The following is a 23,219-nucleotide window of genomic DNA, read 5'->3' on the forward strand; positions in this document are numbered from 1 at the left end:
GACGTCAAGCCCGCTCATTGAGCCGACAGACGAGCACGCTCCACGCGTTCGAGCGCTTCCTCGAACTCGAATGCAAGCAGATGGCGCTCGATACGCTCGAACGACTCACCAAGGCGCGCGTTCAGCAAGGCGCGCTCCTGGCGTAGCAGCGTGATGGCGCGGGTGTCGTTCTCGCGTAGCAACTCGATGAGCTGTGTAAAGACCTGTTCCTGGCGCTCCAGATCGTCCTGGGTCGGATTCGGCGCCATTTCGGCAACCGGTTCGGCGCGCATCAGTGCCTCCATGACTTGATTCAGCGGTGCGAACGCCATGGTGATCTGATCGATCAACTCATGCAGGTGCTCGGCGTCGAGATCGGGATCCGCCTTGAGCGCCGCATCCAGCCGCGCGGCGGCCTCGGCGATGTCGCTCGCCCCCAGCGTGGCCGCCACACCTTTCAATGCATGCGCCAGCTCGCGGATCTCGGTCCGGGAGCCGGATTCGAGCGCGGCGATCATCTTGCCCGCATCGTCGCGATGGCTGTTGACGAAGCGGTCCAGCAACGCCAGATATTTGCGCGCGTTGCCTCCCATCACCGCCAGGCCCTGAGCCGTATTCAGGCCCGAAAGGTTCTCGATACGTGCAAGGGCCGCCTCGGCCGCCGGATCGCGAGCAGGCGGCTCGCGAGGCTCGATGACCGGGGCCGGTGTTCGTTCATTCGTGGTCACGGGGAGCCAGCGGAGCAGTCTCTCGAAGAGGTCGTGCGGTGAGACGGGTTTAGGGATGAAATCGTTCATGCCGGCGTCCATACAGTGCTGGCGGTCTTCCTCGAAGGCGTTGGCGGTCATGGCCAGGATCGGCTTGTCACGCCAGCCGGCCAGCGAACGGATGGCCTGGGTCGCCTCCAGTCCGCTCATGACCGGCATCTGCACGTCCATCAGGATCAGATCATACCGGCCACTCATGGCCTGCTCGACGGCCTCGCGCCCGTTTTCGACGGTCTCGACCTGAAGCCCGACGGCTTGCAGCAGATCCAGGGCCACTTCGCGATTGATCGGATTGTCCTCGGCCAGGAGCAGCCGCGCGCCCGCATGGCGCTCGCGCAACCGCTGTTCGACCAAGACCTCCGCACGGCTCAGCGCGTGCTGACTATTCTGGCCGCGCTTGAGTCGGAGCTGGAGCCAGAAGGTGCTGCCCATGCCCGGCGTGCTCTCAGCGCCAGCCTCGCCGCCCATCAGCCGCGCCAGTTGCATGGTGATGGCCAGCCCCAGTCCGCTGCCGCCATAGCGGCGCGTGGTCGAGGCGTCGGCCTGCGAGAAGGCACGGAAGAGTCCCGAAAGCTGATCGGCGGCAATGCCGATTCCGCTGTCCTCGACCTCGAAACGCACCAGTACGCTCGTGCTGTCTTCGTCGATCAGACGCGCGCGCAACACAATCGAACCACGCTCGGTGAACTTCACGGCGTTGCTGGCATAGTTGAGCAGGGCCTGACGCAGTCGGGTGACATCGCCGCACAGCCAGCGCGGCAGTGCGTCGACCTCCGCCGTCAACTGCAATCCCTTGGCCTTGGCCGCGTCAGCGACCAGCGAGCGCACCTGATCGAGCAGGGGTTCGAGCGCAAAATCGGCGCTGTCCAATTGCAGTTTGCCGGCATCGATCCGGGAGAGATCCAGGATATCGTTGAGAATGGTGAGCAGATGGCGCGTGGCGCTCTCGATCTTGGATAAGCGCTCATCCTGGGGCGGGGTCACACCATCGCGGCGGAGCAGATGGGTCAGGCCCAGGATGGCGTTCATGGGCGTGCGGATCTCGTGGCTCATGTTGGCCAGGAAGGCGCTCTTGGCGCGCGTGGCGCTTTCGGCCAGCTCGGCGCGGTGCGCCAGCTCAGCCTCCATCGCGCGCTGCGGGCGGATGTCGCGCGCAAAGCCGACGGTCCCGAGCACCTCGCCCGTTTCGTCGATGATAGGCGCCTTGAAGGTCTCATAGAGACTGTTCGGGTCCGCGCCAAAGGGTTCCTCGACGGTGAGCTGATGGCGCGTCTCCATCACCTGCGCATCGGTAGCCAGATAACGCTCGGCAACCTCGGGCGGCCAGAGTTCGCGGGTGTTCTTGCCGATCAACGCCTTGGGTGAATATCCCAGTTGCGCGGCGAAGACCCGGTTGATGGCCAGCAATCGGCCCTCGCGATCCTTCATCCAGGCCAGGTGCGGCAGGTTGTCGATCAAGGCATGCAGTGAATGGCTCTGCTGACGCAGTTCCAGCGTGCGCGCTTCGACGAGTTCTTCCAGATGATGACGATGGCGTTCGAGTTCCTCCTGAGCCGCCTGAGTCTGCTCGGCGATCAGGAGCCGCTGGCGCTGGCGCAGCAGAGAGAGTCCGGCGGCGCTCATGACGATGGCCAGCAGACCCGCGAGCGTGATCCAGATGGCTCGCTGAACAAAGCTCTCCAGGATCTCCACGCGATCCATCTTGGCCAGCAGATACCATGAGGTGCCCTCGATGGGCTTGACGACGCCCATGACCGTGCGGCCGCGATCATCGAGACCGCTGACGGGTTGGCCGGGCGTCGCGCTCGCCGCCCACATCCAGGTGCCTGGAGAGTCAGGTGCGTCGAGCGATAGCTCGCGGCGCGGTGATTCGGAGCGCAGACACTCGATCTGACCGAGAATCAGGAGCTGCTCGCCATCGCGCCGGAAGAGGAGTGTCTCGGCGGTCTGTCCAACAACCAGATCGCTCAGGCTCTTATCGCTCAGCCAGTACTCAGGATCACTGTGCAGGACGACCACTGGCGCCGGCTGGATCTGGGCGAGCGGCGTGATGAAATCGAGCCGTGGATTGCCGCGCAGACCCAGATAGGGGTCGAAGCGGTGGCGTTGTCGATCGGCGCTGGCCGCTGCGGCAGCACTCAAGACAGTGGGCGTCAATGTGGGCGGCGCCTCGGCGCTGGCCCACAGCCTTTGGCCGTGCGGGTCGAGCAGCGTGACCGCGCTGAAGGTGTGGGGGCCGATGAATTGTGTCAGCCGGGACCGGAGCTGTTCCCCGGCGTCTTCATCGCCTTGGCGCCAGTTCGCATAGAGCTGGGCCAGAAAAGTGCTGCTGTGAATGAAGCGGCTATCCTTCTCGCGTTCCCAGAGCCAGCTTTCGAGCTGATGCTGCTTGAGCGTGGCCATGGCCGACAGGCGCGCGCTGTAATCGGTGATTTCATGATGATAGCTATGAAAGATCGCGCCCGCCGTCAGGGCCGCCAGAAAGCCGGAGATGGTCAGGAAGAGCACCCAGGGGCGCCGGATCATGAACGGGTCGGTTGAGTGCTGTGTTCCTTGATGATCGACCATGATATCGGGCTGCCAGATTGAGATGGGCACAGGGCCACTCGATGGGCGGAGTTCCTGGGCGTTGTCGGAAGGTACGGACCCCGGCACAATGCTAAAGTTTATCCGAGACCTGAGGCTCAACGTATGACAATTGGCTCAAAAGGATAGCAATCTCTGGCGCGACTGGTGCAATATCCTCCCCTATATCGAGACGTTCCGGGTCCACGACCCTCGAACCGGAGCGCATAGCCAAAGCCTGGGCGTTCAGACGCGCGTCGATGGCACGAACTCTAATTGCGTATGAAAGACACTGATCTCGACTCCAGACATTCGGACCTGCGTCATGCCCCGAGCAAGGGCGACGAGTTATCCGCTGATGAGATCCGTGAGCGCGCCCTGACGGCGCTGCATCAGGGACGGTTTCAGATCGCCGACGAGCTGTTGCAGGGGGCCAATGTCGAGCTCACTGCCATGGTCGAGAGTCTGCGCATCTATCAGGCGGAGTTGCAGATCCAGAACGACGAACTGCTACGCAGTCAGCGTCAGACCCAGTTGGCCCTGGAACGTTTCACGGGGTTTTTCAACGGTCTGCCCATCGCTGAGCTGGTGGTCGACCGCTATGGACTGATCAAGGAAGCGAATTTCGCCGCACAGGATCTCTTCGCGCTCAAACATTCCCATATCCATCAGCATTATTTCACGCGCCTGATCGAAGAGGACGATCGCGGCCTGGTCGCCGAACTCTGGAAGCGGCGGCTGCCCGGCGAACGCAAGAGCCTGACACTCAAGGAAATCCGCTTTCGCTGCAATGAGCGCGATTGTTTTATCGGCGATCTGCATGTCGCGCCCTTATTGAATTTCGAGAGCGAGAGCGAGCTGTATGTCTGCGCCATCATCGATCGCACCGAGTCCGTACAGCACCGTCAGGCACTCAACGCATCGAGCGAGCGACTCCAGCGCCACGAGTCCGAACTCCAGGAGCGTCTCAAAGAGATCCGCGGGCTCTATGACGTCCTGCGCGAGACTAGCCGTCACGACGCTCCCATGGAAAACGTCCTGCAGCGGATCGTCGACCGCCTGCCGGCGGCCTGGCAATTTCCCGAGCTGGCCGAGGCGCGCATCCTGTTGCCGGTGGCTGTCTTTCAGACGACGGGCTTCAGGCTGACTGAGTGGATGCAGACGACGCCGATCGTGGTCGACGGTGTCGGAGAAGGCGAGATCCAGATCATCTATCGCGACTTGCCATCGAATGTCGAGGATGCGGTTTTTCTGGAGGAGGAACAGGCACTCCTGGAGGCGGTCGCCTCGCACATCGCGGTCTATTTCGAGCGCCAACGCGACGCGCGTCGTCTGAGCGAGAGCCGCGAGCACTATCGGGTGCTGGCCGAATACAGTCCCGACTGGGAATACTGGCTCACCCCCGACGGGCATTACCGCTATGTGTCGCCGGCCTGCTTTGGGTTGAGCGGCCATCAGGCGCAAGACTTCATCAATGACCCGAACCTCATTGCCCGTCTCATCCATCCCGATGATCTGGACATCTGGACCCAGCACTTTCAGGAGACGCGGTGCTCCGAGCAGCCTGACCATGAGGCCATGGAAGTGCGCTTGATCGCGCGCGACGGAGGCGAGTACTGGCTCGAACATATCTGCAATCCAGTGCTCAGCGACGATGGCCGCTATCTCGGGCGGCGCGGCGTCTTTCGCGATATCACCAAGCGCAAGCAGATCGAATCCGAGCTGACCAAGCTCTCGCTGGCGGTCGAGCAGAGTCCGGAGAGTATCGTCATCACGGATCTGGATGGTTGCATCCAGTATGTCAACGAAGCCTTCGTCCGCAACACCGGCTACTCACGCGACGAGGTCATGGGGGATAATCCGCGTCTCCTGAAATCAGGGCAGACGCCGCCGGAGGTCTTCGAGGATCTCTGGGAACATCTGCTCCAGGGGCGTGTCTGGCACGGCGAGCTGGTCAACAAGCGCAAGAATGACGAAATTTATACCGAGCTGGTCAGTATCTCGCCGATTCGGCAGTCCAACGGCTGCATCACCCACTATCTGGCGATCAAGGCCGACATCACCAAGCAGAAGCGTCTGGCCGAAGAGCTGGATCAATATCGCCATCACCTCGAAGAAATGGTCGAGGCGCGCACGCTGGCCTTGCGCCAGCAGAGCCATTCGCTCCAGGCCCTGATCGACAATCTGCCCCAGATGGCCTGGATGAAGAACCGCGAGGGACGTTTCGTTGCCGTCAATCGGGTCTTTGCCGAGTCCAAGGGACGCACGCCCAGCGAGATCATCGGTCTGACCGATTACGATCTTTGGCCAAACGAGATGGCTGAGCGTTATCGGATCGATGACGCCGAGGTCATGGACGGCGGCTGCCAGCGCACGCTCGAACAGCCGAGCCTGACCAATCCAGGCGCGCTCTACGAGACCTTCAAGGCCCCCATCATCGATGACAGCGGCGAGATACTCGGAACCGTCGGCTTTGCGCGCGACATCACACCTCAGCGCGAGATGGAAGCCGAGCTGGCGCGCCGCGCCGAACTGGCCGAGAGCGCGGTGCGCGCCAAGAGCGCCTTCCTGGCCAATATGAGCCACGAGATCCGCACGCCCATGAACGCCATCCTCGGTCTGACCCATCTGCTGCGGCGTGAACTGATCAATCCGGCCAATATCAACCGGCTCGACAAAATCGAAAGTGCTGCGCGCCATCTGCTGACCGTGATCAACGATATCCTGGACCTATCCAAGATCGAGGCCGGCAAGCTGCAACTGTCTGAGGAGGATTTTTCGGTCACCATGCTGGTCGATCAGGTCAGTTCGCTGATCCTCGACGAGGCACGCGCCAAGGGCCTGATTCTGAAGGTCGACCTGGACCCGGATCTGCCCTGGATGCGGGGTGATGTGACGCGCTTGCGCCAGGCCTTGCTCAACTATGCCAGCAATGCCGTCAAGTTCACCCATAGCGGCAGCGTCACCATCCGCATCCATCTGCTGCGGCGTGATGCCGATGGACTGGAGGTGCGTTTCGAGGTCGAAGACACAGGCATCGGTATTTCACCGGACAAGCAGTCCAAGCTCTTCCATGCCTTCGAACAGGCTGACGCCTCGACCACGCGTCGCTATGGCGGCACCGGACTGGGTCTGGCCATCACGGCGCAGTTGGCACGCATGATGGGCGGCGAGGCAGGCGCCGAGAGCGTGCCGGGACAGGGCAGTACCTTCTGGTTCAAGGTCAAACTCCAGTCCGGCCAGCCGGGTTTGCTCGTTACGCATGCGCATCGACTGGCCGCTGAGTCCGAGATGCGCGACCGCTGCGCCGGCGGGCGCGTGCTGCTGGCCGAGGACAATCCGATCAATCGCGAGGTCGCGCTGGAGTTGCTCAACAGTGTCGGGCTGAACGTGGAGACCGCCGAGAACGGTCAGATCGCTCTGGAGATGGCCGGCCGCGGGCACTACGATCTCATCCTGATGGACGTGCAGATGCCGCTCATGGATGGACTGACGGCCACGCGCGCCATTCGCGCCCTGCCGGAGTGGCGCGAGAAGCCGATCCTGGCCTTGACCGCCAACGCCTTCGAGGAGGATCGTCGCGCCTGCATGGACGCCGGCATGAACGACTTCGTGCCCAAGCCGGTCGAGCCATTGGATCTGTTCGACGCGCTGTTGCGCTGGTTGCCGGAGCGACACCCGGAGTCGGCCGGAGCGCAATCGGCCAGTCTATCGCTGTCTGCCGCGAATCCGACCACCCCCGAAACGTCAGCGTCACAGTCACTGTCCAACGCGCGTCGCGCCGATCTGCTGGCCGCCATTCGCGTCCTGCCCGGTATCGATCTGCGCCAGGGACTCGCGAGTCTGCGCGGGAGTCAGGAGAAATATCTCAAGCTCATCGGGCGCTTCATCGGCTCGCATGCCGATGATCCCAAACGTCTGGCCGAGGCGCTGGCGAGCCGCGACGGCGAGGGGCTGGCGCGTCTGGCGCACAGTCTCAAGGGCGTGTCCGGCACCCTGGGTCTGGTCGCCATCGCTGAGCAGGCCAAAGCGCTGGAAGTAGCGCGCCGTCCAGAAGCACTCGAGCATCCGGAGACGCTGATCGAAGCGATCGACGCCATCGACCATGCCCTGTTGTCATTGCGCAATGCCGTCGAGCAGTCCCAGATACCGGCCCAGCCGGTCAGTCCAGCCGATGCGACGCTCGATCCCGAGCAGGGGCGTATCCTGCTCGATGAGTTGGCCAGGCTGTTGAGCGAGGACAACGCGTTCGCGCTCACGATCTATCAGCGTGAATCGGCCCGGCTCGCGATCCTCATGCCCGACGAGCAGGCCGAACTCGAGAACCTGATCGCGGGTTTCGACTTCGAGTCAGCCCTGGAGTTGGTCACGATGGTGCGGGCGCGGCTGTGACGACTGAAGGACGTCCGGGACACCGCTCAGAGGGTGCTGGATCGGCGTTTCTGGAGATACGCGCGCGTGAGATCGAGCGCGTGGCCGATCTGGCGCGTCCATTCTGGATACTGGCGCTGGCGCTCGCGGGGATGTCGGTTTTATTGGCGGCTCAGTGGGTGTGGCCCGAGTCGGACTGGGTGCATTGGGGTCTGTTCGGTCTGCTCGCGCTGGCACTGGCGGGGGCCGCACTGGTCTGGCAGCGGCTGCGCGACCGGCTGTTGCGTCCGCTGGCGCGGCTGGAGCACTCATTGGCCCAGGTCTGTCAGGGCGAGCCTGGCGCCAGCGACAGCCTGAGCGAGACCGGCGTGCTGCGCGGCATCGCCCAGGACATCCGCAGTCTCAACGAAGAACTGACCGACCTCTACGACGATATGGACAACCGGGTCGCACGCCAGACACGGCGTCTGGCGCAAAAGACCGCCTCGCTCAAGATCCTCTACGACGTGGCCGCCGGCATCCATCAGACCGAAAGCGTCGAGGAATTGCTGTTGCGCTTTCTGCGCGTGCTCAAGGAAATGATCAACGCGCGTGCCGCAACCGTGCGGTTGGTGCTGCCGGACGGCACGCGCCGTCTGATCGGTTCGATCGGTCTGAATGATGATCTGGTCCGCGAGTCGGACCTGACGCCGGTCGATCTCTGTCTGTGCGGCAATGTGCTCGCTCCCGGCGACATCCTCTGCGACAACGACGCGCGCTACTGCTCGCGCATCTATGGCCGGCGTATGTTCGCCAGCTCCGAGATCGAGGTGGTGACCGTGCCGCTGGAGCATCGCGACGCGCTGCTCGGCGTCTATACACTCTTCATCGATCGCCCCGGACTCCAGGGCCGCGAGGACATTCTGGAACTGCTGTTCACCGTCGGCCACCATCTGGGCGTGGCCATTGCCAAGCAGCGCTCGGATGCCGAGGCACGGCGGCTCTCGATCGTCGAGGAACGCAATGCGCTGGCGCATGAACTGCACGACTCGCTGGCGCAGACCCTAGCCAGTCTGCGCTTCCAGTGCCGAATGCTGGATGACTCGCTGGTCGGTTGTCCGATCCGGCCCGAGGCGCGCAATGATCTGGCGCGTATCCGCAATGGTCTCGACGAGGCCCACACCGAGCTGCGCGAGCTGCTGTCGAGTTTCCGCGCGCCACTCGACCGGCGCGGGCTGGTGCCGGCGCTGGAAAAACTCACGCAGCGGCTCGGACGCGAGACCGGCGCCCATGTCCTGTTCCAGAACGATAGCCGGCCTTTCGAGCTGTCAGCCACCGAGGAGTTGCAGTTGCTGCGCATCGCTCAGGAGGCGCTTGCCAACATCCGCAAGCATGCTCAGGCGCATACGGTGCGGGTGCTGCTGACACGCGAGAGCAGCGGGCGGCATGTGCTGCTGATCGAGGACGATGGGGTCGGCTTCAGCCCGCCGGATGAGCAATCGCCGCCGGGCGAGCGCATCGGGCTGTCGATCCTGGAGGAGCGCGCGCGACGCATCGGTGCAGAACTGCGTATCGAGAGCGAGCCGGGGGAGGGGACGCGGGTGGAGATCATCTTTGATGTTGGCCGTCGTCCGGGGCGTCAGACTCAAACGTTGGAGGCGGAGCGATGCGCGTACTCCTGATCGACGATCATGCGCTGTTTCGCTTTGGTCTCCAGGAATTGCTGGAGCGGCGCGGGATTGAGGTGGTGGCGGCGGTGGGCGAATCGAGCGCCGGACTGGAGCGGGTGGCCGAGACGCGCCCGGATGTGGTGTTGCTGGACATGCGGATGCCGGGGCTGAACGGGCTGGAGCTGTTGCGCCAACTGCGCGCGGCGCATCAATCGATGCCGATTGCGATGCTGACCACCAGTGCTGAGGAGCGCGATGTCATCGATTCGCTCCAGAGCGGGGCGCAGGGCTATTTGCTCAAGGATATGGAGCCGGATGCGCTGATCGCGGCGCTCGGTGAAATCGTGTTGGGACATACCGTGGTGGCGTCCGAGCTGACGGGGGTGTTGGCGCGGGCGGTGCGCGGTGAGTCCAAGCCGGTGCCTGTGGTGGGTGGCGGTGCGGCTGATCTGACCCCGCGCGAGCAGGAGATCCTTTGCCATCTCGCCGAAGGGCAGAGTAACAAGACCATCGCGCGCGAGTTGGGGATCTCGGAGGGGACGGTGAAGCTGCATGTGAAGGCGATTCTGCGCAAACTCGATGTGCATTCGCGGGTCGAGGCGGCGGTGATCGCGGTTGAGCGGGGGCTGTGTGAGCGTGGCGGCGGTGGTGGCAGCGTCTCGGGTGACGGCGGTCGGGGGGCGCCGTGAATACGTCCCTGTAGGCTCGACGACGGCATCCATGCCGTCGACGCCCCCGACCACCGTCACCCGAGACGCTTTGGGCGGTAGGTGGTGGGTGGTTGCGGTGGGCGTTCTTAGCGATGCTTGAGTCTGGCTAGTGCAACGCTGTGAAAGTCCCAATACCTCTTTATGATTCAAGCGGCGAGTGGCTTACCCCGGAATGTCCAGCGAAACGGCTTGGCCAGGGTTGCATTGAAGTGCGTGATGAACGCGGTGATCTTTTCATGCAGATTCTCCAGCGAGGTGAAGTGTCCCCGACGCAGGACTTTGCGCGCCAGAATCGAAAACCACATCTCGATCTGATTGAGCCAGGAGGCGTGTTTGGGCGTGAAGTGGAACACGATGCGATGACTGGGATCGCGCAGGAAACGCTCGCGGGTGGCCATCGACTTGAGGATTCCGGAGTGTCCTTTTTTGCCGAGGGGGAGATCGAGCCCACAGTGTTCAGCCACCAGGCGCACCAGCGACTCCGAGCAATGGATGTTGAGGTTATCCATGATCAGATGCCAGGCCGTGTGCGGACCACGCTCGGCCAGCATCGTGGCCAACCAGGTGGCAAAATCCACTTCGGTGCGCGTGGGGCCGAGGTGGTAGGAGACGCGACCGGTCACCACATCGAAGGAGGCGATCAGCGTCAGGGTGCCGTGGCGGATGTACTCGTACTCGCGCCGCTCCACCAAACCCGGGCGTACCGGCAACGTGGGCGCGGCGCGCTCCAGCGCCTGCACGCCGGTCATTTCATCGATACTCCGGGTCTCGATGCCCTGCTTGGCCCGCTCGGGGGCCAGGCGGTAGGTCTCGCAGACATCATGACACTTCTCATCGAACTGTTCATCGCGCGGCGTGTTGAGCCAACCACGCACATGATGAGGCTTGATGTCGACCTCACGCAGGAAGCGCCCAACGGAGTCGGCGGAAATCGACGTCACGATCCCGCGTTCAATGGCTTCGGCGGCCAACTCCGCGTGTGTCCAGCGCACCAGTTCGCGCTCACCGCGACGCGCCGGCTCACAGGCCAAGGCGAGGATCGAACAAATTTGCTCCGGCGAAAAGCTCGGCGGTGTGCCGCTGCGCGGGGCATCGCTCAGGCGCTCACGCACCGTCCAATCCACCGGCGACTGCAACCACCGCCGACGCCAGCGTTGCACCGTCATCCGCCCCAGTCCCAGGCGCTGGGCCGTCGCGCGGATACTCACACCGGCATCGGCTTGCAACAGAATACGCGCCCGCTCCACCAGCGACTGCGGTGCCAGCCGTTCGCGCACCAGTGCGTTCAGATCACGCCGCTCTTTCTCCGTCAGATGAATCGCTTCGGTCATGTTTCAGGGCACCCGTCCGCCTATAAAAGTCACTTTCAAGCCTATGATAACCTTCCAGCCCAGGGGCGGTCTCAGGACTTTAACAGTGTTGCACTAGCGCCCAGGTGATGTGCTCGCGGACCAGTGGGCTGGGATGGTCGGTGCGGGCGGTGAGTGCTGTCTGGATTGCTGGCGATGGCGGGGCGTTGCCGAGTGCGACGGCGAGGTTGCGTAGCCAGCGTTCGTGGCCGAGGCGGCGGATGGCTGAACCCTCGGTGCGCGTGAGGAAGGTGGGTTCGTCCCAGGCGAAGAGGGCGATCAGGGTAGCGGTGTCCAGTCCGTGACGCGGCAGAAAGTCGGTCTCCTCGGTGCGATGTGCAAAGCGGTTCCAGGGACAGACGAGCTGGCAGTCGTCACAGCCGTGGAGGCGGTTGCCGATCAGGGGGCGTAGCGGTTCGGGGATGGCGCCCTTGAGTTCGATTGTGAGATAGGAAATGCAGCGCCGGCCGTCGACCTGGTAGGGGGCGACGATGGCGCCTGTGGGGCAGGCGTCGAGACAGGCTTGGCAGCGCCCGCAGTGATCGGCCATGGGCCGGTCGGGTGGGAGCGGCAGGTCGGTGTAGATTTCGCCGAGGAAGAACCAGGAGCCGGCGCGCGGGTTGACGAGGTTGCTGTGCTTGCCGATCCAGCCGAGTCCGGCCTTTTCGGCCAGTGGTTTTTCCATCACCGGGGCCGAGTCGACGAAGACGCGATGACCAAAGGGGCCGATGTGGGCGGCGAGTCGGTCGGCCAGACGTTGCAGCCGCCGGCGCAGGACTTTGTGATAGTCGCGTCCGAGCGTATAGCGCGAGATGAAGGCGCTGGCCGGGTCGGCGAGCCGCTCGTGCATGGTTGCGTGGGACTCGGGCTGATAATCCATCCGCGCCGAGATCACGCTCAGGGTTCCAGGGACGAGTTCGGCCGGGCGCGAGCGTTTGGCGCCATGACGCATCATGTAGTCCATCTCGCCGTGATAGCCGCGCGCGAGCCAGTCGAGCAGGCGCGGCTCGGCGCTTGTCAGATCCGTATCTGTGATGCCGATCTGCTGAAAACCCAGCTCGTGGCCCCAAGCCTTGAGGCGTTCGACCAGTGCCTGGTCCGACGTGGTGAATGCTGTCTCGATGGTCATGCTGAACGTTCAGTCACTCGGGTTGCAGAAACCGTCCCCATAGATCGCGATCGATTGGAATCAATCCGCTTTTGCGCCAAGCTTGCGTGGATTCAAGGACAGGTTCAAGCTCGAACTGTCCACCGCCAACGACCAGCCGCTCGATGAATTACCGTCCGCTTCCAGACACTGACCGCCTGCCTTATGCGCTCTATCGCGCCGATCAGGTGCGCCGCCTCGATCGTCTTGCGATCGAGGTGTTCGGCATTCCAGGGATCGAGTTGATGAACCGTGCCGGGGCTGTGGCCTATCGGGTGCTGCGCGCGCGCTGGCCGCAGGCGCGCCGGATCACTGTGCTGGCGGGGACGGGCAACAATGGCGGTGATGGCTATGTGGTGGCGCGGCTGGCGCAGGCCGATGGTCTGGCGGTTCGGGTACTGCAACTGGGTGAAACCGATCGGGTGCGCGGCGAGGCGGCCCTGAGTCTGGGCGCGTATCGCAACGCCGGTGGTGTCATCGAAGCGGCGCGCGAGCTGCCGCCGGCGACTGACCTCTATGTCGATGCGCTGCTCGGTACCGGACTGGAGCGTCCGGTGACTGGACGCTGGGCCGAGGTCATTGCAGCCCTGAACGCCCAGCGCGCGCCGGTGGTGGCGCTCGACATGCCATCGGGTTTGCATGCGGATACCGGGCGGGTCATGGGCGCAGCGGTACGGGCGAGTGCGACCGTTTCCTTCATCGGACTCAAGCTGGGGCTGTTCGTCGGGGCCGGCGCTCAGTACCGGGGCGAGCTCCATTTCAGCGCGCTCGATCTCCCGGCTCGGGTCTATGCCGGCGAGATCCTGGCGGCGGCGCGGATCGACTGGGCGCGCGAGTCGCGCTCACTGCCGCCGCGCTCGCGGATCGCGCACAAAGGCGATTGCGGTCATGTGCTCGTCGTCGGCGGTGCGCCTGGGATGTCGGGCGCGGCGCGTCTGGCCGGCGAGGCGGCGCTGCGCGCGGGCGCCGGACTGGTGACGGTCGCGACCCATCCGCGTCATGCCGAGTGGCTCAATCTCGACCGGCCCGAGCTGATGGTCTCCGGCGTCGAGTCGGCGGGCGATCTCGACGCCCTGATCGAGCGGGCCGATGTGGTCGCGATCGGTCCTGGATTAGGACGCACGGACTGGGGACGTGGACTCTGGGCGCGGATGCGTGCTCTGTCGCGGCCGCTGGTGGTGGATGCCGACGCGCTCAATCTGTTGGCTGAAACGCCTGGTTGCGGGCCGGACTGGGTGCTGACTCCGCATCCGGGCGAGGCCGCACGTTTACTCGGCGTCACGACCGCCGAGATCGAATCCGACCGGCTCGCAAGCGCACGGCGACTCCAGGAGCGGTTTGGTGGCGTGGTGGTACTCAAGGGCGCCGGGACCATCGTACGTGGACCGGCGCCGCGCCTGCCGGCCGTCTGTAGTCAGGGCAACCCCGGCATGGCGACCGCCGGCGCGGGCGATGTGCTGACCGGCGTGATCGCGGCACTGCGCGCTCAGGGACTGGACGCCGAGGAGGCCGCACGCGCCGGCGTCTGTCTGCACGCGGCGGCCGGCGACCGTGCCGCGCACACCGGCGAGCGCGGTCTGATCGCCGGCGATATCATCGCCGCACTACGCGGCCTGTCCAATGGTCTCGACGGAGAGGATTGATGGAGATCGAACTCGATACACCTGAATCTCAGATGGATTTCGGCGCTCGGCTGGCGTCCGCGCTGCGTCCGCCCAGCGTGATTTTTCTGCAGGGTGATCTGGGCACCGGCAAGACGACCCTGACTCGTGGTATTCTGCGCGGCCTTGGACACCTGGGTTCGGTACGCAGTCCGACCTATACCCTCGTCGAGCCCTATGCACTGCCGGACCTCGAACTCTATCACTTCGATCTCTACCGTCTGGGCGACCCGGAGGAACTGGAATATCTGGGGTTGCGCGATCTGCTGGAGCGCGAAACCGTCTGGATCGTCGAATGGCCCGAACGCGGCACTGGTTTTCTGCCGAAACCCGATCTGCTGATCGAGATCACCCATCTCGATGCGGGGCGCCGTCTGGTCTTGACCCCCAGCAGTCCAGTGGGCGAGTCCATGCTGTCGGACATGATTTTCACGGCGGATGTCGCTTTCCCGCCACAGCCTCGATCCAGCACTTGAGGAATATCATCTAATCGACGGAAGCAATTTGGAAAGATTGCCGATGACCTGCTATCTTTTAAGCGACGCTCGCACCCCATCCAGGCTTCGAGGCGGCATCGTGAACAGGCTTATCGTGCTCTTTCTGCTACTGATCTCACTCCCCGCAGTCACCTCTGCGGTCGAGGTCGAATGTCACTGGAGTCCAGCGAACTCGGGCAAGACACAGCTCTTGCTCGACGTAACGGCTCCGGCCCCGCATCGGATCTTCACCCTCGATCAGCCCGATCGGGTCGTGATCGATATTGCCGGCGCCAGGCTTGTCGGTGGTTTGCCGGCAGCGCGCACGGATGATCCGGTGCTGATCGGGGTGCGTGCCGGGGTGCGTGCCAACAACGAACTGCGACTCGTGCTCGACCTCAAGACTCCGGTGCGCGTCAAGAGCTTTGCCGCCAAAGCTGGAGGCGGGCCGACCAACCGCTTGATCGTCGAACTCATTCCCCGCTCGTCGGCGTCAGGTGAGGCGGGCGGTCTGCTCCCGGTCTCCAGCTCGGCGGCGTCTTCAGCGCCGATGGCCTGGTCGAGTCAAAAGCGCACGGCCATCGTCGCCATTGATGCCGGTCACGGCGGTGAGGATCCAGGCGCCATCGGATCGAGTGGCACGCGCGAGAAGGATGTCACGCTGTCCATCGCGCGCAAGCTGGCGCGACTGATCGAGCGCGAGTCCGGAATGCGCGCCGTGATGATTCGCGATGGCGACTATTACGTCGGACTGCGTGAGCGCACGCTGATCGCGCACGAGCACAAAGCCGATCTCTTCGTGTCCATTCATGCCGATGCTTATGACAACCCGGAGGCGCAGGGGTCTTCGGTCTATACGATCTCCCATGGTGCGGCCAGCAGCGAGGCGGCCAGTTGGCTGGCTGATCGCGAGAACAAGGCCGACTTACTCGGTGGCGTGGATCTCGCGGCGAGCGATGAATTGCTGGCCTCGGTGTTGCTCGACATGACGCAGAACGCGACCATGGAGCACAGTACCGAGGCCGCCGACTCGATCCTGCGCTATCTCAAGCGCGTCGGTACGATCCATAAGAGCGATGTCCAGCGCGCCGGATTCGTGGTGCTCAAGTCGCCCGACATCCCGTCGCTTCTGGTCGAAACGGCCTTTATCAGCAACGCCGACGAAGAGCGCCGGCTCAGGAGCAATGCTCATCAGCAACGCCTGGCCGAGGCGATCATGACCGGCATCAAGGGCTATTTCACCAAGTATCCGCCTCAGGGTCTGCTGTCGGCGAGTGCGGGTGATGACGTCAAGCGTTCCGGTTCCAGTACCATTCGCGGGCTGCGATCCGCGTCCAGCGCGCGCGTGCATGGTTTGCGTGAATATGTGATCAGTCAGGGTGATACCCTGTCCGGCATCGCCAAGCGCCATCGTGTGAGCCTCAGCTCACTGCGGGCCGAGAACGGTCTCGGCGAAACCGATTTGATCCGGGTCGGGCAGGTCATCGCCATTCCAACCGATTCCTGAGCCTGTCTTCGGGTGGAGCCACGCCGGCTCGCCCCGAGTCGGCGCCTCGTTCGTCCTTCATCCACCCCATGTCCAAGCCCATTCGCATCCTTTCCGATCATCTCGTCAATCAGATCGCCGCCGGCGAGGTCGTCGAGCGTCCGGCCTCGGTGGTCAAGGAGCTGATCGAGAACAGTCTCGATGCAGGCTGCACGCGCCTGGAGATCGATGTGGAGCAGGGCGGCAGCAAGCGGCTGCGGGTGCGTGACGACGGTCGCGGCATTCCGCCCGATCAGCTGGCGCTGGCACTGGCGCGGCACGCGACCAGCAAGCTGGCCGAACTGGCTGATCTGGAAGCGGTCGGCACACTCGGTTTTCGTGGCGAGGCACTGCCGAGTATCGCGTCAGTGAGTCGGCTGACCCTGACGTCCAGGGTGCGTCCGGACCCGGACGACGCGCTGTCCGATCGGGCGGGTGACTCGGCCTGGGAGGTCGCGGTCGCCCTCGATGGCCGTCTGGATGGGCCGCGCCCGGCCGCGCATCCCCCAGGGACCAGCGTCGAGGTACGCGATCTCTTCTTCAACACCCCAGCGCGACGCAAGTTCCTGCGCACCGAGAAGACCGAGTTCGATCATGTCGAGCAGGTGGTGCGCCGACTCGCGCTGGCGCGTCCCGAGGTGGCGCTCGAACTGCGTCACAATGGGCGTGTCGTCCATCAGCTGCCGGCCGCCGATGGGCGACCCGAGGCGGTGCAGGCGCGTCTGGATCTGTTGCTCGGGGCGGGGTTCAGCGAGCAGTCGCTGGACATCGATGTCTCGGCGGTGGATCTGCGGCTGTCTGGCTGGGTGCGGCGTCCGGCCTTTTCGCGCAGTCAGCCGGATCAGCAGTTCTTCTATGTCAATGGCCGCCTGATCCGCGACCGGCTGGTCAGCCATGCCATCCGTCAGGCGTTCAGCGACTTTCTGCATCAGGCACGCCATCCGGCCTATGTGCTGTTTCTGGAACTGCCGCCGCGTCTGGTCGATGTCAATGTCCATCCAGCCAAGCATGAGGTGCGTTTTCGCGAGTCGCGTCAGGTCCATGATTTCATCCAGCGTGCCCTGCAGCGGCGGCTGTCGCAAGGATCCTTGGGTGCGGTCGACACAGCCGATGTCGTTGCGACAGCGCCGATCGCGGCCTCTGGACAGGATGTCGCTGCGCCGCCGGCTTCGCACGCGCCGCTCGACCACGGCGACGACCCGCGCCAACGTCCATCCTCCCGGTCGTCGGGTTCAGGGTCGCGCGTCTTTGCGTTTGCGCCAGGGGTCGGCGATGGACGGCGGGTCTATCAGGCATCGCTGGCGCTCCAGCGTCCTGAGCCGCCTTTAGCAACAGCATCGGACGTGGTTGACCAGGACGCCAACGACTCAGACGCGCCGACCGACATCCCGCCGCTCGGCTTCGCCCTGGCCCAGCTCAATGGCGTCTATCTGCTGGCTGAGTCGGCTGAGGGTCTGATCCTGGTCGACATCCATGCCGCCCACGAGCGCATCGGCTACGAGCGGCTCAAGACCGCCTGGAGCGCGGGCCGGGTGACGAGCCAACCGTTGCTGGTGCCGCACAGTCTCCAGGTCGACCCGCGCGAGGCCGATCGTCTGGAGGAGCAGCGCGAGACCCTGGCCCGGCTGGGGCTGGTGCTGGATCGTCTCGGCGTCGATCGAATTGTGGTGCGCGAGGTGCCGGCGCTGCTGCGACAGGCCGATATGGAAGCACTGGTCCGCGACCTGCTCGCCGATCTCACCGAACAGGGCGAGAGCACGCGCGTCGAGGATGCCATCGACAGCGTTCTGGCGACCCTGGCCTGTCATGGCTCGGTGCGCGCCAACCGCCACCTGACGCCCGATGAGATGAACGCTCTGCTGCGCGACATGGAGCGCACCGAGCGCATCGATCAGTGCAATCATGGCCGTCCGACCTGGGTCCGGCTCTCCCATGCCGATCTCGATCGGCTGTTTCTGCGTGGACGTTGAGCCGGTTTCCCGAGCGACCCTGATGACTGACCCGACACCCGACACCCGCCCCTGGGCGATCCTGCTCATGGGGCCGACCGCTTCGGGCAAGACCGATCTGGCCATCCAACTGGTCGAACGTCTGCCGTGCGAGATCATCAGCGTCGACTCGGCCATGATCTATCGCGGTCTGGACATCGGCACCGCCAAGCCGGGGCCGGAAATCCTGGCGCGCGCGCCGCACCGGCTGATTGATATCCTCGACCCGACCGAGTCCTACTCGACCGCGCGCTTTCGCGAGGACGCGCTGGCCGCGATGACCGAGATCAGCGTCCGCGGGCGAATCCCGCTCCTGGTCGGTGGCACCATGCTCTATTTCCGCGCCCTGCAGCAGGGATTAGCCCGACTGCCGAGCGCCGATGCCGAGGTGCGCGCGACCTTGGAGGCGGATGCCGAGCGGCTGGGCTGGGCGGCCATGCACGCCCGTCTGGCCGCGCTCGACCCCGAGGCCGGCGCGCGCATCCATCCCAACGACCCCCAGCGCATCCAGCGCGCGCTGGAAGTCCAGGCGCTCACCGGACGGGCGATGAGTGCGCTGATTCGCGACGCTGAGTGCGAGTCCTTGCCCTTTCGATTGCTGAAACTCGCGCGCGCGCCGAGCGATCGTGCCATCCTGCACGCTCGCATCGAGCGACGTTTTCGCGCCATGCTGGAACTTGGGCTGGTCGAGGAGGTCTCCCAGCTCTGGGCGCGCGGCGATCTGACGCCGGATCTGCCCTCGATGCGCTGTGTCGGTTATCGGCAGGTCTTGAACTCTCTACTCGGCGAAAGCACTTGGGAAGAGATGTTGCAACGCGGCATCATCGCCACCCGTCAACTCGCCAAACGGCAGATGACCTGGCTGCGTGCCGAATCCGACTGTCATTGGCTCGATGACGAACCCGATCCGCTCGGCTTGGCGCTCGCGCTCATTGCACCCATCCTGAAGGACTCCGGGATCCGTTTGCCAGCCGATGGTCGAGTGAACGACACTTGAGACAGACGCTGATGTGTTTCCTTGCGGGGGTGGTTCGTCCTGGCTGCCACCCCAGCGCATCTGGCCTGACCCCATCCGGGGCCGAGGCGGTTTTTAGCCGGGCATCGTGCTTCATCCAAAACAACAAGGAGCCAACCTCATGTCCAAGGGACAGAGTCTACAAGATCCCTTTCTCAACGCTCTACGGAAAGAGCGCGTTCCAGTCTCCATCTTTCTGGTCAACGGCATCAAGCTCCAGGGCCAGATTGAGTCATTCGACCAATTCGTGGTGCTGCTCAAGAACAACGTCAGTCAGATGATCTACAAGCACGCGATCTCAACCGTGGTACCGGCGCGCAATGTCAGGCTGCCGACGAACGAGACCGACAGTGCCGAACCGGAGGCGCATTGAGCGAGGCACAGGCACCGGTTCCGGCGGCTGAAGCCCGGTCCGTCGCCGTCGGCCCGTCGCTCGTCTTCGAGCGTCCCAAGGCGGGCGAGCGAGCGGTGCTGGTCGATCTCGACATCGGGCGATCGACTACCGAGGACGACGAGCGCGAGGAGTTCGTGCTGCTGGCGCAGGCGGCCGGCGCTGAGGTGATGGGGAGCATCGGCGGCTCGCGCGCTACGCCCGATTCGCGGCTCTTCATCGGCTCGGGCAAGGCCGAGGAACTCAAGGCGCTGGTCACGGCCACCGAATCCGAGCTGGTCATCTTCAACCACCCACTCAGCCCAGCCCAGGAACGCAACCTGGAGCGTCTGCTGGAATGCCGGGTGATCGACCGCTCCGGGCTGATCCTGGACATCTTCGCCCAGCGCGCGCGCTCGTTCGAGGGCAAGCTCCAGGTCGAGCTGGCGCAGCTCAGACATCTCTCGACGCGACTGGTGCGCGGCTGGACCCACCTGGAGCGGCAGAAGGGCGGTATCGGTCTGCGCGGTCCGGGTGAGACGCAGTTGGAAACCGACCGGCGCCTGCTGTCCACGCGCGTGGCCATGCTGGAGCGCCGGCTGGCACGCATCGAGAGCCAGCGTGCTCAGGGCCGCAAGGCGCGCGCCAAGGCCGAGCTGCCGGTGGTCTCGCTGGTCGGCTATACCAATGCCGGCAAGTCGACACTCTTCAATCGGCTGACCGAGGCCGGCGTTCTGGAAGCCGATCAGTTGTTTGCGACCCTGGACCCGACCCTGCGCCGGCTGGATCTGCCGAGCGGCAGTCATGTGCTGCTGGCCGACACCGTCGGGTTCGTCAGCCGGCTGCCGCATGAACTGGTTGCCGCCTTCCGCTCGACGCTGGAGGAAACGCGCGGCGCCAGCCTGCTGCTGCATGTGATCGACGCCGCCGCGGCCAATCGCGCCCGCCTGATGGCGGATGTCGAAACCGTGCTGGCCGAAATCGGCAGTCACGAACGCCCCCGGCTGGAGGTCTTCAACAAGATCGACCGGCTGGAGGGCGAGACGGCGCGTCTGGAACGCGATGTCGACGGACGTCCGGTGCGGGTCTGGGTCTCGGCGCGCACCGGCGAGGGCATGGACCTGCTGCATCAGGCGCTGATCGACCTGACCGGCGGCGAGCGTCTGATCGAGACCTTCACCCTGGAACCAGCCGAGGGCCAGCGGCGCGCCTGGCTTTATCGTCATGCGCGCGTAATCGAGGATCAGCCGCTCGACTCGGGCGGTTGGGAACTGCGCTGTGAGATCGCGCGCGTGGATCTGGAGCGTCTGCGGGCGCGTTTGCCGTGATCGGACCGGCTCCCGTACAATCGGGGCCATCGATCGATGAACCTTCTGAATAGAAAGACGGAGAAGCTATGGCCTGGAATGAACCAGGTGGCGGTCCAAAAGACCCCTGGAGCGGCAAGGGCGGCGGTGAACAAGGTCCGCCGGATCTCGATGAAGTGGTGCGCAAGCTCCAGGAGCGGCTCGGCGGTCTGTTCGGCGGCAGCCAGCCGCCCGGTGGTGACGGTGGTCCCGCCGGCGGCCGTCCAGGTGGCGGCGGTCAGCTCAGCACCAAGGTTGTCGGTATCATCATCGGCGTCCTGGTTGTCATCTGGCTGGCGACCGGCATCTATATCGTCGAACCCGCCGAACGCGGTGTGGTGATGCGCTTCGGGCGCTATGTCGACACCACAGGCCCGGGTCCGCATTGGCATATTCCGACGCCGATCGAATCCGTGGTCAAGGTCAATGTCGACGAGATCTCGACCCTGACGCATCGTGCCGCCATGCTCACCCAGGACGAGAACATCGTCGAGGTTGAGCTGACGGTTCAGTCGCGCATCCAGGATGCCGGCGATTATCTGTTCCAGGACCAGGATCCCGAGCGCACGCTCAACGACGCCACCGTCACCGTAGCGCGCGTGGTCATGGGGCAGAGCAAGCTCGATTTCGTCATGACCGAGGGCCGCGGTGCCGTGTCCATCACCATCAAGGAACGCATCCAGGCCCTGATAGACCGTTACAAGACCGGCCTGATCGTCACCTCGGTCAATATGCAGCCGGCTAAGCCGCCTGAGCAGGTCAAGGCGGCCTTCGACGATGCCATCAAGGCGCGTGAGGACAAGGAGCGCCTGGAGAACCAGGCCGAGGCTTACTCCAACGAAGTACTGCCCAGTGCCCGAGGGAACGCCGCGCGCATCCTTGCCGACGCCAAGGCCTATCGCGATCGCGTGATTGCCTCCTCCGAGGGTGAGACCGCGCGCTTCTCAGCGGTGCTCGCCGAGTACAGCAAAGCGCCCGAGGTCACCCGTGAACGCTTGTATCTGGAGACGATGGAAGAGGTGCTGAGCAAGAACAGCAAAGTGGTGCTCGATGTGACCGATGGCGCGAACAGTCTCATGTATCTCCCCATCGATCAGCTCATGAAGCAATCGCAGACCCAGAACCCAACCCAGTCGCCGAATCAACCCATCGCCAATGGTCCGCTGGCGATGCCCGAACGGACCGAGCCGCCACGGCGGGCGGTCGATCGTGAGCGGAGGGTACGCTGATGAGCCATTCCAATCTGCTCAAGACCTGGCTGCCGATCGGTCTGGCCGCGGTGGTGATCTTCTTCTCCAGCTTCACTTTCGTGGTGCGCGAGTACGAGGTCGCGCTCAAGCTGCGTCTGGGTGAGATCGTCTCCGATACCTATGCGCCCGGGCTGCACTTCAAGATTCCAATCCTGAACCAGATCCGCAAGTTCGACCGGCGTCTGCAAACACTCGATTCGCAACCCGAGCGTTTCCTGACGATCGAGAAGAAAGACTTGATCGTCGACTCCTATGCCAAGTGGCGCATCGCACGTCCAGCACAGTTCCTGCGCTCGACCGGCGGCAACAACGCGCGCACCAGCCGACTGCTCTCCGAGCGCATCAACACCAGTCTGCGCGACGAGTTCGGTAAGCGCACCATCCAGGAAGTGGTCTCGGACGACCGTCTGGCGCTGATGGAGTCGCTGACCAAGGACGTCAATGCCAATGCCGCCGATCTCGGTGTCGAGGTCATCGATGTACGGGTCAAGCAAATCGATCTGCCGCCCGAGGTCAGCGAGTCGGTCTATCAGCGCATGCGCGCTGAGCGCGAGCGCGTGGCCCGCGATCTGCGCGCCAAGGGTGCGGAGGCCGCTGAGCGCATCCGCGCCGATGCCGACCGTCAGCGGACCGTCATCATCGCCGAAGCCTACAAGGAGTCCGAGGAGATCCGAGGTGAGGGTGATGCGCGATCGGCCGATATCTATGCTCAGGCCTTTACCGCGAATCCCGAGTTCTATGCCTTCTATCGCAGTCTCGCCGCCTATCGCGAGAGCTTTGGGCAGGGCGGGAGTGTGATGGTGCTGGAACCCGACTCGGACTTCTTCCGCTTCTTCCGCGAGTCAAACGGACAGCCCTGATCCCCATGTTGGAGACCTGGTGTCCAGGATCCTCACCACCGACAGCGCGGCGATCACTCGCACAGCTCCGCGCATGAGCAGACTTGGGACGGGGGTCTTGCGTCCTGTGATACGCCGTTTGTAATGGCGCAAGGCCCCCCAAGACCTGTTCCAGGTCGTTGTTGATGCGGGGCAATTCAGTGACCGCACCC

At 64.2% G+C, this 23,219-nt stretch carries 15 protein-coding genes; 12 read left to right on the forward strand and 3 right to left on the reverse strand.

Annotated features, from left to right (window positions below):
- Positions 1–14 precede the first annotated feature (14 nt).
- Positions 15–3,344: a response regulator gene (locus tag GJ668_RS20545; protein WP_186342964.1), complete on the reverse strand. Its 3,330-nt coding sequence runs from the start codon at positions 3,342–3,344 to the stop codon at positions 15–17.
- Between the two features lie 249 nt (positions 3,345–3,593).
- On the opposite strand from GJ668_RS20545, the gene GJ668_RS07845 reads away from it, so the two are divergent.
- Genes GJ668_RS07845 through GJ668_RS07855 form a run of 3 tightly spaced genes read left to right on the forward strand, consistent with a single transcriptional unit; the run spans position 3,594 to position 10,020 of the window.
- Positions 3,594–7,703, forward strand: coding sequence for a PAS domain S-box protein (locus GJ668_RS07845; protein ID WP_155449596.1), 4,110 nt, complete (start codon positions 3,594–3,596; stop codon positions 7,701–7,703).
- Entirely contained in the window at positions 7,700–9,343 is a 1,644-nt protein-coding gene (locus GJ668_RS07850) for a sensor histidine kinase (protein WP_343032190.1), read from the forward strand. The genes GJ668_RS07845 and GJ668_RS07850 overlap by 4 nt, the downstream gene beginning before the upstream one ends.
- Positions 9,328–10,020, forward strand: a complete 693-nt coding sequence (locus GJ668_RS07855; protein ID WP_155449597.1) for a response regulator — start codon at positions 9,328–9,330, stop codon at positions 10,018–10,020. Before GJ668_RS07850 ends, GJ668_RS07855 begins: the two co-directional genes overlap by 16 nt.
- Before the next feature lie 167 nt (positions 10,021–10,187).
- Here GJ668_RS07855 and GJ668_RS07860 read toward each other — a convergent pair whose 3' ends face one another.
- Both GJ668_RS07860 and queG read right to left on the reverse strand, forming a co-directional pair.
- Entirely contained in the window at positions 10,188–11,372 is a 1,185-nt protein-coding gene (locus GJ668_RS07860; RefSeq protein ID WP_246194703.1) for an IS630 family transposase, read from the reverse strand.
- A gap of 79 nt (positions 11,373–11,451) precedes the next feature.
- Positions 11,452–12,519: a tRNA epoxyqueuosine(34) reductase QueG gene (gene queG, locus GJ668_RS07865; RefSeq protein WP_155449598.1), complete on the reverse strand. Its 1,068-nt coding sequence runs from the start codon at positions 12,517–12,519 to the stop codon at positions 11,452–11,454.
- A gap of 143 nt (positions 12,520–12,662) precedes the next feature.
- Between queG and GJ668_RS07870 the strand changes: the two genes are divergently transcribed.
- The 9 genes from GJ668_RS07870 (at position 12,663) to hflC (ending at position 23,028) form a co-directional block, all read left to right on the forward strand.
- Complete coding sequence (locus GJ668_RS07870) at positions 12,663–14,180, forward strand: NAD(P)H-hydrate dehydratase (protein ID WP_155449599.1); 1,518 nt, start codon at positions 12,663–12,665, stop codon at positions 14,178–14,180.
- Complete coding sequence (gene tsaE / locus GJ668_RS07875; RefSeq protein WP_155449600.1) at positions 14,180–14,674, forward strand: tRNA (adenosine(37)-N6)-threonylcarbamoyltransferase complex ATPase subunit type 1 TsaE; 495 nt, start codon at positions 14,180–14,182, stop codon at positions 14,672–14,674. The genes GJ668_RS07870 and tsaE overlap by 1 nt, the downstream gene beginning before the upstream one ends.
- 100 nt (positions 14,675–14,774) lie before the next feature.
- Entirely contained in the window at positions 14,775–16,181 is a 1,407-nt protein-coding gene (locus GJ668_RS07880) for an N-acetylmuramoyl-L-alanine amidase (RefSeq protein ID WP_186342965.1), read from the forward strand.
- 68 nt (positions 16,182–16,249) lie between these two features.
- On the forward strand, positions 16,250–18,169 hold the full coding sequence (gene mutL / locus GJ668_RS07885; RefSeq protein ID WP_155449602.1) for a DNA mismatch repair endonuclease MutL: 1,920 nt from the start codon (positions 16,250–16,252) through the stop codon (positions 18,167–18,169).
- A gap of 22 nt (positions 18,170–18,191) precedes the next feature.
- A complete protein-coding gene (gene miaA / locus GJ668_RS07890) occupies positions 18,192–19,184 on the forward strand; it encodes a tRNA (adenosine(37)-N6)-dimethylallyltransferase MiaA (protein ID WP_155449603.1) in 993 nt (330 codons plus the stop codon).
- 139 nt (positions 19,185–19,323) lie between these two features.
- Positions 19,324–19,575: an RNA chaperone Hfq gene (gene hfq / locus GJ668_RS07895; RefSeq protein WP_155449604.1), complete on the forward strand. Its 252-nt coding sequence runs from the start codon at positions 19,324–19,326 to the stop codon at positions 19,573–19,575.
- A complete protein-coding gene (gene hflX / locus GJ668_RS07900; RefSeq protein ID WP_155449605.1) occupies positions 19,572–20,900 on the forward strand; it encodes a ribosome rescue GTPase HflX in 1,329 nt (442 codons plus the stop codon). Before hfq ends, hflX begins: the two co-directional genes overlap by 4 nt.
- 68 nt (positions 20,901–20,968) lie before the next feature.
- Complete coding sequence (gene hflK / locus GJ668_RS07905) at positions 20,969–22,147, forward strand: FtsH protease activity modulator HflK (RefSeq protein ID WP_155449606.1); 1,179 nt, start codon at positions 20,969–20,971, stop codon at positions 22,145–22,147.
- The gene (gene hflC / locus GJ668_RS07910; protein ID WP_155449607.1) at positions 22,147–23,028 is read left to right on the forward strand and encodes a protease modulator HflC; all 882 of its coding nucleotides are present in this window, start codon (positions 22,147–22,149) and stop codon (positions 23,026–23,028) included. The genes hflK and hflC overlap by 1 nt, the downstream gene beginning before the upstream one ends.
- Positions 23,029–23,219: the final 191 nt, after the last annotated feature.

The organism is Allochromatium palmeri (assembly GCF_009720725.1).
Taxonomy (GTDB): domain Bacteria; phylum Pseudomonadota; class Gammaproteobacteria; order Chromatiales; family Chromatiaceae; genus Thermochromatium; species Thermochromatium palmeri.